This is a genomic window from Microbacterium sp. SL75 (assembly GCF_026625865.1).
Classification (GTDB): Bacteria; Actinomycetota; Actinomycetes; order Actinomycetales; family Microbacteriaceae; genus Microbacterium.
The window spans coordinates 66,074-78,785 of sequence record NZ_CP113067.1; the positions used below are offsets into that span (position 1 = coordinate 66,074).

At 71.3% G+C, this 12,712-nt stretch carries 11 protein-coding genes; 1 reads left to right on the forward strand and 10 read right to left on the reverse strand.

What is annotated here, in order from left to right; translation table 11 throughout:
- Positions 1-49: 49 nt before the first annotated feature.
- Complete coding sequence (locus OVA17_RS00270) at positions 50-544, reverse strand: MarR family winged helix-turn-helix transcriptional regulator (protein ID WP_267787518.1); 495 nt, start codon at positions 542-544, stop codon at positions 50-52.
- Between the two features lie 39 nt (positions 545-583).
- On the opposite strand from OVA17_RS00270, the gene OVA17_RS00275 reads away from it, so the two are divergent.
- The gene (locus OVA17_RS00275; RefSeq protein ID WP_267787519.1) at positions 584-1,483 is read left to right on the forward strand and encodes a DMT family transporter; all 900 of its coding nucleotides are present in this window, start codon (positions 584-586) and stop codon (positions 1,481-1,483) included.
- Between the two features lie 25 nt (positions 1,484-1,508).
- On the opposite strand, the gene OVA17_RS00280 is transcribed toward OVA17_RS00275, so the two are convergent.
- The 9 genes from OVA17_RS00280 to OVA17_RS00320 form a co-directional block, all read right to left on the reverse strand.
- Positions 1,509-2,330, reverse strand: a complete 822-nt coding sequence (locus OVA17_RS00280) for a hypothetical protein (RefSeq protein ID WP_267787520.1) — start codon at positions 2,328-2,330, stop codon at positions 1,509-1,511.
- Positions 2,327-2,992: a LuxR C-terminal-related transcriptional regulator gene (locus OVA17_RS00285; protein ID WP_267787521.1), complete on the reverse strand. Its 666-nt coding sequence runs from the start codon at positions 2,990-2,992 to the stop codon at positions 2,327-2,329. Before OVA17_RS00285 ends, OVA17_RS00280 begins: the two co-directional genes overlap by 4 nt.
- Positions 2,980-4,305, reverse strand: coding sequence for a sensor histidine kinase (locus OVA17_RS00290; RefSeq protein ID WP_267787522.1), 1,326 nt, complete (start codon positions 4,303-4,305; stop codon positions 2,980-2,982). Before OVA17_RS00290 ends, OVA17_RS00285 begins: the two co-directional genes overlap by 13 nt.
- A gap of 79 nt (positions 4,306-4,384) precedes the next feature.
- Complete coding sequence (locus OVA17_RS00295) at positions 4,385-5,686, reverse strand: substrate-binding domain-containing protein (protein WP_267787523.1); 1,302 nt, start codon at positions 5,684-5,686, stop codon at positions 4,385-4,387.
- Positions 5,687-5,762: 76 nt separating this feature from the next.
- Positions 5,763-7,028 carry a multiple monosaccharide ABC transporter permease gene (gene mmsB / locus OVA17_RS00300; protein WP_267787524.1) on the reverse strand — a complete coding sequence of 422 codons (1,266 nt, stop codon included), beginning with the start codon at positions 7,026-7,028 and terminating at the stop codon, positions 5,763-5,765.
- Positions 7,015-8,541: a multiple monosaccharide ABC transporter ATP-binding protein gene (gene mmsA / locus OVA17_RS00305; protein WP_210074201.1), complete on the reverse strand. Its 1,527-nt coding sequence runs from the start codon at positions 8,539-8,541 to the stop codon at positions 7,015-7,017. Before mmsA ends, mmsB begins: the two co-directional genes overlap by 14 nt.
- Before the next feature lie 159 nt (positions 8,542-8,700).
- Entirely contained in the window at positions 8,701-9,804 is a 1,104-nt protein-coding gene (gene chvE / locus OVA17_RS00310; RefSeq protein WP_210074199.1) for a multiple monosaccharide ABC transporter substrate-binding protein, read from the reverse strand.
- Between the two features lie 331 nt (positions 9,805-10,135).
- Positions 10,136-11,161, reverse strand: a complete 1,026-nt coding sequence (locus OVA17_RS00315) for a LacI family DNA-binding transcriptional regulator (RefSeq protein ID WP_267787525.1) — start codon at positions 11,159-11,161, stop codon at positions 10,136-10,138.
- Positions 11,162-11,389: 228 nt separating this feature from the next.
- Entirely contained in the window at positions 11,390-12,712 is a 1,323-nt protein-coding gene (locus tag OVA17_RS00320) for a M20/M25/M40 family metallo-hydrolase (protein ID WP_267787526.1), read from the reverse strand.

Sequence of the window (12,712 nt, forward strand, 5' to 3'; positions counted from 1 at the left end):
CGCCGGGGATCGTCGCTTCCGATCCCCGGGTCCGCGTCGGATCCCGATCTCAGACGCCCAGCGCACCGCCCCACGCGCGCAGGAGCGCCTCGAGGCCGCGGCGCTGCGCCGCATCGAGGCCCGCGAGCAGCCGCTCCTCGTTCGCGAGGTGGGCGGCGAAGGCCTCGTCGATCACGCGGCGCCCCGCAGCCGTCAGGCGGATGACGCGCGCGCGTCCGTCGTCGGCGTCGTCGTCGCGCACGACGAGACCGGATGCCACGAGCCGGTCGACGCGCTTGGTGACCGCACCGCTGGTCACCATCGTGTGACGCGCGAGCTCTCCGGGGGCCGCGGCGAACGGCTCTCCGGCACGGCGGAGGGCGGCGAGGATGTCGAACTCCCCCTCGCCGAGGCCGTACCGCCGGTAGACGGCGGTCAGCTCCTCGCGCAGGTGGTCGGCGAGGCGATGCAGGCGGCCGATCACCTGCATCGGGGAGGGGTCGAGGTCGGGGCGCTCGGCGCGCCACTGCGCGGTAAGGGTGTCGACGCGATCGGGTGCGGTCATCCTTCCACTTTATCTTCCGTGGAAGCTAAAGTGTCTTCCATGGAAACCACCTGGCGCACCGTCACGATCACCGCCGTCGCTCCGATCGCGTGGGGCGCGACCTACGTCGTGACCCGCCACCTTCTGCCGGCGGACGCCCCCCTGTGGGGAGCCGCCCTGCGCGCCCTGCCCGCGGGTCTCCTGCTGTGGGCCCTGGCCCGGCGTCGGCCGGTCGGTTCGTGGTGGTGGCGGGCGCCCCTTCTCGGCCTGCTCAACTTCGGAGCGTTCTTCTTCCTGGTCTACGTCGCCGCGCAGGCGCTGCCGTCGTCTATCGCGGCGTCGGTGGTGGCGTTGGCTCCCCTGGCCCTGGCGGGTCTCGCGTGGCCCCTGCTCGCGCAGCGTCCGAGCCTGCGATGGGCGCTGGCCTGCGCCGTCGGCATCCTGGGTGTCCTTCTCGTCGTGGGCTGGAGCGCGGGCGCTGTCGCTCCCCTGGGCATCGCGGCGTCGGTGCTCGCCCTCCTCGCCTCGTCACTGGGGGCGATCCTCACCACCCGGTGGCGCGACGAGACCCCGCTACTCGCGATGACGGCCTGGCAGCTCACCGCGGGCGGGATCGCCCTCGTCCTCGTCGCCGCCGTCGTGGAGGGGAGTCCCCCTCGAGTGGATGCCGCGGGCGTGGCCGCCTACGCCGCGATCGCGGTCGTCGCGACGGCCCTGGCCTTCGTCTGCTGGTTCGCCGGGCTCCGCCGCCTGCCGGCCGGAACGGTCGGACTCATCGGCCTGCTCAACCCGGTCACCGGGATCGCTCTCGGGGTGCTCGTCGGCGGGGAGTCCCTCACCCTCGCGCAGGCCTTCGGGATGGCGCTGGTGCTGGCGGCCATCGCGATCACCAACCTCCGCCGCCGCGGCTCCGCGCCCGTCTCCGCCCCCGCGCGGAAACCGCCCGTCCCCGCGGCGTGAGCGGGGGCGGGCGGCACGCGGGAGATCACGACCGCAGGCGCACCTCGCCCATCGTGGCCGTGACGTCGACCTCGGCCGTGGCCGTGGAGCTCTCGCGCAGGCCGTTGTCGACCTGCCCGAGGCCGTCGTCGACGCTCACGCGGTAGTCGTCGTCGGGCAGCCGCAGGTCGATCGATCCGGCGGTGAGCTCGACGTCGGTGCGCGACGGTGTGGAGCCGCGTAGTTGCGCCGTCACCTCTCCCCCGGCCACCTCGATCGCGGCGGTGCCGACGTCGCGCAACTGCGCCGAGGCCGATCCCCCCGACACGTTCAGATCGATCTGAGAGGCCGCGCCGCTCAGCGAGGTCGTCCCGCCCGCGACCCGGATCGACACCGTGCCGTAGTCGCCCTGCAGGTCGAGCGTGCCCCCGCTCACCTGCGCGTCGACGCCGACGCCGCTGACGGCCCACTCCCGCGGCAGGGTGAGCGTGGCCGACGATCCCGTCCCCCACCCGACGAAGGTCCCGTTCGGCGAGGCCACGCGCAGGGAATCGCCGCGCCGTTCGAACGTCCACCCCGACCGGTTCTGCGCGGCGTCGAGACGCGCGCTCGCGACGTCGCCGTAAGCGATCGTGAGCGCTCCCCCGGTGATGTCGATGTCGAGGGAACCCGCGGCCTGCTCCGCGTCGTCGACACGGCTCGAGCTGCGGTCGGCGTCGCGCAGCACGACGACCGCCGAGGCGCCGGTTCCGGCCACCGTGCCGAGGGCGACGCACGCGCCGACCACGATCGTGGCGATCGACACGGCGAAGGCGGGGCCGCGACGTCGCGGTCGGTCGGGGGCGGGGAGAGGGGCGTTCGCGGTCATGAGGTCGCTCCGGTATGGTCGTGGCCCAGGTGCACGAGAGCGGCGATGACGCGGCGGTTGCCGGTCTCGTCCTGCTCCAGTCCGAGCTTGGTGAAGATGGCGGTGATGTACTTCTCGACGCTCGCCTCGCTGACGAACAGCGCGGCGGCGATGGCCTGATTGGAGCGTCCCTCGGCGATGAGTGCGAGCACGGCCCGCTCGCGCTCGGTGAGGCTCTGCAGGCGCTCGTCGCGCCGACGCCGGGTGAGCAACTGCGCCACGACCTCGGGGTCGAGCACGGTGGCACCGGCCGCGATCGAGGCGACGGCGGCGAGGAAGTCGGCGACGTCGGCCACGCGGTCCTTCAGCAGGTACCCCAGGGCGCCCTGGCCGTCGGCGATGAGGTCGCTCGCGTACCGCTCCTCGACGTACTGCGACAGCACGAGCACGGCCAGCCCCGGATGCCGCGGCCGCAGTGCGATGGCCGCGCGGATGCCCTCGTCGGTCCAGGTCGGCGGTAGCCGGACGTCGAGGATGCACAGCTCCGGCGCGGTCTCGACGACGGCGGCGTCGAGACCGCCGGCGTCGGCGAGTGCGGCGACCACCTCGTGACCATCGTCGGCGAGAAGGCGCACGAGGCCCTCGCGCAGGAGGACGGAGTCCTCGCAGATCAGGATGCGCACGGGACCGTCACCTCCACCGTCGTCGGACCGCCCTGCGGGCTGTCGATGCGCGCTGTGCCGCCCGCCGCCGTGACGCGGTTGACGATGCCGTCGAGACCGCCGCCGGGCACGATGCGCGCCCCGCCCAGGCCGTCGTCCTCGACGCGGGCCCAGAGCGAGCCGTCGTCGCGCACGCGCACGTCGACGCGACAGGCGGCGGCGCGGGAGTGCTTCGCGGCGTTGGTGAGGGCCTCCGCGATCGCGAAGTACACCGCTTCCTCGGTCGCGCGACCGCAGCGGCGCGGGAGCCGCACGTCGAGGGTCACGGGGATGTGCGAGCGCGACGCCAGGGCCGAGAGGGCGGCATCCAGCCCCCGATCCTCGAGGACGGACGCGTGGATGCCGCGGGCCAACTGCCGCAGTTCGGTGATGGCCGACTTGGTGGAGGCGTGCGCCTCGGCGACGAGGGCCTTCGCCGCTTCGGGGTCGTCGTCGATCTTCGTCTGCGCGAGGCCGAGGGTCATGCCGATCGAGACCAGGCGCGGCTGGACGCCGTCGTGCAGGTCGCGCTCGATGCGGGTGCGTTCCACCTCGGCCGCACGCACCGCTCCCGCGCGCCGGGTGTCGGAGGTGCGCGCCTGCTCGAGCAGCTGCGCCTCGCGCGAGGGGACGAAGATCGCCCGCACGATGACACCGTCGAGGATCGCCAGGCCGACGACGACGGCGAGGCCTCCGATGACGGCGATCATCCCCACGAAGGGGGCGGCGGCGCCGTGGAGCGGGATGAGGTCGAACAAGCGGGTGTTCGTCCACCCGAACACCGGGCTGACGGCGAGGGCGAGACCCCACGCGAACCCCGCGAGGGCCGTCAGCGTCACCATGCCGAGCACGGTCGCGATCGTGAACGACGCCACCGCCCGCCACTGCAGCGGATCGATGGCCTGCAGCCAGATGGTGTGCAGCACGCCGACGAACCCGTGCTTGGGGCTGCGCCGCGGCCGCAGCGGGGCGAGCCCGAGGTCGTAGAGACCGTCGACGCGCGCGCGTTCGAACCACGCGACGGCGAAGAGCGCGTAGACGAAGACCACGAGCACGAGCACCCCGACCAGCAGGGCCGCGAGCAGTCCGAACCCCGACCCGAGCAGGCTGAACAGGCCCGTGAAGGCCGCGGGACCCACCACGCCGAGGGCGGCGAGGTGCGCCGCGGCCCCGGCCACGCGGCCGGGCGAGGCGACGCGCACCCTCTGGGGCACGACGGTCGAGGCGGGGTCGGCCGGGGCGGTGTACCCGCCGGGTGTCGGAGGCGGAGGCGGAACAACGGATGCCGTGGTCATGCGTTCCACGCTAGGGCGCGGTCGGCGCGGGCACCGCCCGGTCAGCCCCCGCCGCGATTCGGGTTATCCCGAAAGCGGATCACAGCTCCTCGGCCGAGATCCATCCCGAGGCGATGAGCTCCTCGACGTCGTCGGCGCGCAGGATGCTCGGCGAGACCTCCGGCGTCTCGTCGGCCGCGGTGTCGTCGCCGGCGAGCAGTGCCTCGACGAGGTCGGCGGTCGCGGGCACGAGCGCGCGGGGATCGGCGAAGGTCGTGGCGTCGATCGCGCCGTCGCGCAGCGCGCGCACGGTGACCGGATCGGCACCCGACCCGACCACGAGCGGGGCGGGGGCGACCGCGGCGGCGGTCGTCGCCGGAGTCGGGGTGGGCGACGCCGTCTCGGCCTCGGTGGCCGGGGCCGTCGTGGTGAGCGCCGTCACCACTCCGCGGGTGACCGCGTCGCCGAGGGCGAGCACCGCGGTCGGCGCCTCGTCCGCGGCCCCCGCGCGCAGATCGCGCAAGCGCTTCTCGGCCGCAGAGGCGCGGCTCTCGGCGGTGTCGCCGCCGACCTCGGCCGCCTCGAGGGTGGCTCCCGAGACGATCTCGAGGCGTCCCGCGTCGAGCGCCGGTTGCAAGGTGGCGAGGGCTGCCTCGTATCGGCTCTGCTCCCCCGCGTCGGAGACCCCGGCGGCCAGCACCGCGAGACGCACCGCCGCGGTCGCGGGCACCGCGTCCGTCCCGGGCACCGCGTCCGTCCCGGGCACCGCGTCCGTCCCGGGCACCGCGTCCGTCCCGGGCACCGCGTCCGTCCCGGGCACGGCGCCCGTCTCGAGCACCGCGTCCGTCCCGGACACCGCGCCGGGCGACGCGTCCCCCGACGGCGTCGACCCGGATGCCGTGGTGGTCGGCGTCGCCTCGGGCGACGGTTCCGCGACGCTCGGGGCGTCGGCGAGGTCCGCGAGGAGCGCCTGGGCCTGGGCGCGGCCGAGATCAGCGGCATCCGCCGGCGACGGGCCGAACTCCACGACGGGGACGCCGTCGTCGGCGGCGACGGCCAGGGCCGGCGTCAGCTCCTCGGATGCCCACGGCGCGACGACCACGGCATCCGCGCTCTTCGTGAGCATGTTCTGCACCTGCGCGGCCTGCGTCCGCGAGTCGGAGGCCGCGAACTGCAGGTCGACGCGATAGCCGCGCACGATGAGTTCCCGGCGCAGGGCGTCGCCGCCGCGGCTCCACAGGGCGTCGGCCGTCGTCGGCAGGGCCACCCCGACCACTCCCGCCCCGTCGCTCGACCCGTCGCTCGAGCCCGCGGCGCTCCCCTGCGCCGGGGCGCACGCGGCGAGGCCGAGGGTCAGGGCGAGCAGTGCCGCGGCGGCACGGAGGGCGTGGGAGCGTGTCATCCCCTCCATCCTCCCCCGGAAAACGGGCGACGCCCCGCCGCTCGAAGCGACGGGGCGTTGCCGGAGGAGCGGGGACTCAACCGCGGGTGCGGTTCTTGTTCCACACGTCGAAGGCCACGGCCAGCAGCAGCACGAGACCCTTGATGAACTGCTGGACGTCGGTCGAGATACCCATGAGCGACATGCCGTTGTTCAGCACACCCATGACCAGACCACCGGCGATCGCGCCGACCACGCGGCCGACACCACCCTGGACGGCCGCTCCACCGATGAACGATGCCGCGATGGCATCCAGCTCGAAGAGGTTTCCCGCGCCGGGACCGGCGGAGTTCAGGCGGCCCGTGAAGACGATGCCGGCGAGGGCCGCGAGGACGCCCATGTTGACGAACAGCATGAAGTCGACGCGACGGGTGTTGATGCCCGACAGCTTCGCGGCGGTGCGGTTGCCGCCGAGCGCGTAGATGTGGCGGCCGAAGACGCTGCGGCTCATGACCGTTGAGTAGCCGATGATGAGCAGCGCCAGCACGACGAGCACGATGGGCGTGCCGCGCGAGCCGGGCGCGACGCCCAGCAGGTAGGTGAGGTACGCGATGAGCGCGCCGCCACCGATGAGCTTGACCAGGAAGGCGACCTGCGGCTCGTTCTGCAGCTCGAGGGCGGCACGCTTGGCGCGCTGACGCACCTGCGAGACGACGAAGAGCACGAGGGTCAGTACGCCGAGGGCGACCGTGATCCACTCGGCCGGCGACGACGCCGCCGGGAAGAGATCGGGGAACAGGTAGCCGCCGCCGAGGGCGCGGTACTCGGTGGGGAACGGCGTGATCTGGGTGTTGCCCAGGGTCATCTGCGTCAGACCGCGGAAGAGCAGCATGCCCGCCAGGGTCACGATGAACGCGGGGATGCCGATGTACGCGACCCAGAATCCCTGCCACATGCCGACCACGGCGCCGAGGAGCAGCGAGAGGACGATGCCCAGCCACCAGGGCAGGCCCCACTGGACGATGAGCACACCCGAGACCGCACCGACGAAGGCGGCGACCGAGCCGACCGAGAGGTCGATGTGGCCGGCGATGATGATCATCACCATGCCGATCGCGAGGATCAGGATGTAGCTGTTCTGAACGATGATGTTCGACACGTTGCCCGCGGTGAGCAGACGCCCGCCCGTGAGCGCCTGGAAGAGCAGCACGATGACGATCAGCGCGATGAAGATGCCGATCTCGCGCAGGCGCGACGTGAAGAACTGCACGATGCCGCCGGCACCGTTGCCGGCACCGCCGCCGACGGGGCCCTTCGGCGTGGCGGGACCCTGGGGGGTCACGGTGTTGTCAAGCGCTGACATGGTCGGCTTCCTTTTCCTTCGTCATGAGCACCATGAGTGCCTCGGGAGTGGCCTCTTCGATGGGCAGCTGGCCGGTGATGTGGCCTTCGCTGAGGGTGTAGATGCGGTCGCAGATGCCGAGGAGCTCCGGCAGCTCCGAGGAGATGACCAGCACCCCCTTCCCCTGCGCCGCGAGGGAGTTGATGATCGTGTAGATCTCGTACTTCGCGCCCACGTCGATACCGCGCGTCGGCTCGTCGAGGATGAGCACCTCCGGGTCGGAGTACAGCCACTGCGACAGGACGACCTTCTGCTGGTTGCCGCCCGAGAGCTTGCCGACGACCACGTCGACGCTCGGCGCCTTGATGTTCATCGACTTGCGGTAGCGGTTGGCGACGAGGTACTCCTCGTCCCCGTCGACGAACCCGCCCTTGACGAGCTTGCGCATGCCGGCGATCGAGATGTTTCGCTTGATCGTGTCGATGAGGTTGAGCCCGGCGCCCTTGCGGTCTTCGGTAACGTACGCCAGCCCGCTGCGGATGGCCGCGGGAACCGTCGAGGTGTCGGCCTTCTCACCGCGGATGTAGACGTTGCCCGAGATGCGCGAGCCGAAGCTCTTGCCGAAGACGCTCATCGCAAGCTCGGTGCGCCCCGCGCCCATGAGACCGGCGATGCCGACGACCTCGCCGGCACGCACGTTCAGGTTCGCCTGGTGGATGACGACGCGGCTCGCATCGGTCGGGTGGCTGACGTTCCAGTCCTCGATGCGCAGGACCTCGTCGCCGATCTCGACGTCGCGGTCGGGGTAGCGGTTCTCGAGCTCTCGGCCCACCATCCCGCGGATGATGCGGTCTTCGCTCGTACCGCCGGTGGCCACGTCGAGGGTCTCGATCGTACGACCGTCACGGATGATGGTGACCTCGTCGGCGATCGCACGGATCTCGTTGAGCTTGTGGCTGATGATGATGCAGGTGATGTTCTGGCCGCGCAGGTGACGGATCAGATCGAGCAGGTGCTCGGAGTCGTCGTCGTTGAGCGCCGCGGTCGGCTCGTCGAGGATCAGCAGCTTGACGTCCTTCGACAGCGCCTTGGCGATCTCGACGAGCTGCTGCTTGCCGACGCCGATCTCGTTGACGGGGACGTCGGGGCTGTCGCCCAGACCCACGCGAGCGAGGAGCTTGGCGGCCTCTCGGTTCGTGGCATCCCAGTCGATGAGACCGCGATGGGTGATCTCGTTGCCGAGGAAGATGTTCTCGGCGATCGAGAGGTAGGGGCTAAGGGCCAGCTCCTGGTGGATGATGACGATGCCGGCCGCTTCGCTGTCGCGGATGTCTTTGAACTCGACGGTGTTGCCGTCGAAGACGATCTCGCCGCGGTAGTCGCCCGCGGGGTACACGCCGCTGAGCACCTTCATGAGGGTGGACTTGCCGGCGCCGTTCTCGCCGCAGATGGCGTGAACCGTCCCGCGCTCGACGGTCAGTGACACGTCGGCGAGCGCGATGACGCCGGGGAACTCCTTGGTGATCGAGCGCATCTCGAGGATGGTGCTCACGAGGTCCTCCTTGCAGAACCGGCTCGTGGCCGGTCGGAATGTGGGGCGGGTGCGGGATGCCGCGGACCCGCAGGAGCCTCCGCCGCGACCCGGTGGGCCGCGGCGGAGGCGGGGTGGAGGGGCTCAGAGCCCCTCCGGGGATCAACCCAGGTCGGCCTCGGTGTAGTAACCGCTGTCGACGAGGACTTCCTTGTAGTTGTCCTTCGTGACGATCGTCGACTGCAGGAGGTACGAGGGAACGACCTTCTTGCCGTTGTCGTAGGTCTTCTCGTCGTTGACCTCGGGCTTCTCGCCCTTGCGGATGTCGTCGACCATGGTCACGGCCTGCTTCGCCAGCTCGCGCGTGTCCTTGAAGATCGTCGAGTACTGCTCACCGGCGATGATCGACTTGATCGAGCCGGCCTCGGCGTCCTGACCCGTGATGACGGGGAGGGCGTTGGCGGCGTAGCCGCCCGAGGTCAGGGCCGAGATGATGCCGATCGACAGACCGTCGTAGGGCGAGAGGACGCCGTCGAGCTTGGTGCCGCCGATGACGGTGAGGATGTTCTCCATGCGCTTCTGCGCCGTCTCGGGCAGCCAGCGGAGGATGGCCGCCTGGCCGAACTCGGTCTGGCCGGAGGGAACCTTCAGCACGCCCTTGTCCATGTAGGGCTTGAGGGTGTCCATGGCGCCGTTCCAGAAGAACGTGGCGTTGTTGTCGTCGGGGCTGCCCGCGAACAGCTCGACGTTGAAGGGGCCGGCGGCGCCGGTGTCCTTGCCCGACGCGTCGAGGACGCCCAGGCCGGTCAGGAGCGAGGTGGCCTGCTGGACGCCGACCTTGTAGTTGTCGAACGTCGTGTAGTAGTCGACGTTCTCGGTGCCGTTGATGAGGCGGTCGTACGCGATGACGGGGATGTTCGCGTCCTTGGCCTGCTGCAGCACGTCGGTGAGCGTGGTGCCGTCGATCGAGGCGACGATCAGGGCCTTGGCGCCCGTGGTGATCATGTTCTCGATCTGCGAGACCTGGGTGGGGATGTCGTCGTTGGCGTACTGCAGGTCGACCTGGTAGCCGAGCTCCTCGAGCTGCGACTTGACGTTGTTGCCGTCGGCGATCCACCGCTCCGACTGCTGCGTCGGCATGGCGACGCCGATGGTGCCACCGGCTTCCTGCGAGTCTCCGCTGCCGGCGCCGGTGCGGTCTCCCGCGCAACCGGCGAGGCCGATGCCGAGCGCGAGGACGCCCGCTCCCGCGATCGCCTTGAGCATGCTGTGCTTCTTCACTCTGGTTCCCTCCGTTGGGTGTTTGTCGCGGCGCCTCCCCCTGGAGCCCACCGCGGCGATGCAGACGGGTCGCGTCGGGGCGCACGGCTTCGGGGGCGAAACGAAGGGCCCTCGGCGAGGCGGTGCGACCCGCGTCGTTCGAAACGTCTTCGTCTCGACGGATCCGCTCCGCAGCGAGTCCCGTCGGCCGTGTGACCCGGTCATGTGACCGTTCACATCGTGTGAGCGATGCTACCTCCCCGCCAGGCGGGACTGTCAAGTCTCGATGCGCTCGAAGTCCAGCCGTTGCCGAAACGTGACGTGCGCGGCGCGCGGCTCACGCCCGGGGTGCGGCCGTCGATGCCCGCACGATAAGACGCAGATGGTCGGGTTCGACCACCGGCTTGTCGTCGTTCACCTCGCCGAGGGATGCCAGGAGGTCGGCGACCGCGCGCGTGCCGATGCCCACGAAGTCCTGGCGCACCGTGGTGAGCGGGGGCCAGAGATGCGCGGATTCGGGGACGTCGTCGAAACCGACGACGGAGATGTCCTCGGGGACCGAACGACCTATGGCTCGCACGGCATGCATGAACCCGAGCGCCATATGGTCGTTGCCCGCGAACACCGCGGTGGCATCCTCGGTGCGCAGAAGCTCCAGCCCCGCCTCGAAGCCGAACTGCGCCGTCCAATCGCCGAGGACGGGCGGTCGCGGCGACAGGTCGTTGGCATCCATCTCCGCGAGATACCCCCGCATACGGTGATCGGCCTCGACCCAGTCACGCGGACCGGCGAGGTGGAGGATGCGCGAGTGCCCGAGCTTGATGAGGTGGCGGACGGCGGCGCGTGCCCCCGCGCTCTGGTCGTTGTGCGTGGTGGAGGTGTCCGTCGAGGTGACGATCTGCACCGGCACCGGAAGCTTCAGCTCGTCGAGGATCGGGACGACCCGGGTCTGCGGAGCCACCGCGATGAGCCCCTCGATCGACTGCTGCATGAGGTGGTCGATCGACGAGCGGACATCGTCGGGGGCGCTCGTGGCGAGGTTGGTGACGGTGAGACGGTAACCGGCGGCGCGAGCGGCGGATTCGATGGCCTGCACCATTGATGCGGTGCCGTGGGTGGTGGCGCGCGGCCCCAGGACGCCGATCAGGCGCGAGCGGCTGGTGGCGAGGGCACGAGCGGCCTGGTTGGGCACGAACTTCAGCTCGGCGATCGCGGATCGCACCTTGGCCGCGGTCTCGGGACGCAGCTGCGTGCTGTTGTTGATCACACGAGAGACGGTCTGATACGACACCCCCGCGAGCCGCGCGACGTCGCGGATGCTCGGGGCGCGCCCCGTCGCCTCCGGAATATCGGTGTCGCTCATGGTCCGCCTCATTGCGGGTCGCGCGCTGTTGCGTGACCGGTCACACGAGGATAGCCGACGCGGCTCGGTCCGCCCGAACGTGCTCACGTCAGCGCGATCCGCCGGGGTGCGCGGGCGGGGCGGGTCGTCGTGGGCGCGTCGGCGCCGGCGCATCAGCATCGGCTCGACGTCTCGGGATCGGATCGGGATGTCGCCGCGGGACAGTCGACCAGCTGAGTGCGAACCCGTTCAGGACTCGAGCAGTGCCCGATAGAACCGGATGCCGCGGAGCCAGACGTCCACTCGGATGCGCTCGTCGGGAGCGTGCAGCGCATCGCGCTCGGCGCGCGTGAGGTGGAACGGCGCGAAGCGGTACACCGCGTCGGTGATCCCCGTGTAGAACCGGCTGTCGCTGGCCCCGAGCTGCAGGTAGGGCAGGGCCACGGTGTCGGCGCCGAGGGTGTCGGTGACCGCCCGCGACAGCCGCCGCCACGCCTCCCCCTGCCAGGGCGAGACCGGCGAAGGATCGTCGCCGTGGCGCAGCTCGATGTCGACGAGCGGGTCGGCCACCGCTCGGCGCAGGTGGATCGCGACGTCGGCGAGTGTGTCACCGGTCAGCAGCCGCACGTTCACGCTCGCCCGCGCCGAGGTGGCGAGCACGTTCTCGCCCGCCGAACCTTCGAGACGGGTGACGACGGCGGTGGTGCGCACGAGGGCGTTGGTCTCGGGTCCGAGCAGCGACAGGGCCGCGGTCACCGCGCGAGCCGACAGCGAGGTGCGGCGGAACAGCGTCGAGACGGGCTCGCCCGTGTGGGCGGCGGCGGTGGCGAGCATCGCCCGGACGGGAGCGACGAGCCGACGCGGGAACGGACGACGCCGGAGGCGATCGATGGCCCGAGCGAGTCGGGCCGTCGCGGGCATGCGCGGCGGGGTCGAGGCGTGGCCCCCGGCCTCGCGCGTCACGAGCTCGAAGGTCGCGGCGCCGCGCTCGGCGACGCCGATCATCGCGGTGGGCACGGCGACCCCGGGAACGGCGCCCTCGACGACCGCTCCCCCCTCGTCGAGCACGAGGGCCGGACGGATGCCGCGCTCTTCCAGGAGCGCGGCCATGGCCTGTGCCCCGGTGCCGCGAGTCTCTTCGTCGTGACCGAAAGCGAGCCACACGTCGGTGCGCGGGGTGACCCCTTCGGCGAGCGCCGCTTCGACGGCCTCGAGAATGGCGACGAGAGCGCCCTTGTCGTCGATCGCCCCGCGCGCGTGGATCGTCGCGTCGGGTCCCTCCCCCACGAGGTCGGCGGCGAAAGGCGGATGCCGCCACTCCTGCCCGTCGACGGGGACGACATCCTGATGGGCGAGGAGGACCAGCGGCGCGTCGCTCGCCGTTCCCGTCCAGCGGTACAGCAACGAGCGGCCGGCCACGACCTGTCGCTCCAATCGCTCGTGGACCAGCGGGTACAGCCGTTCGAGGGCAGCGTGGAACGTCTCGAAGGCCGAGTCGTCGACCTCGCCCGGGTCGACCCGCGACACCGTCGGGATGGACAGCAGCTCGCGGAAGCGCTCGACGGGCGTCAT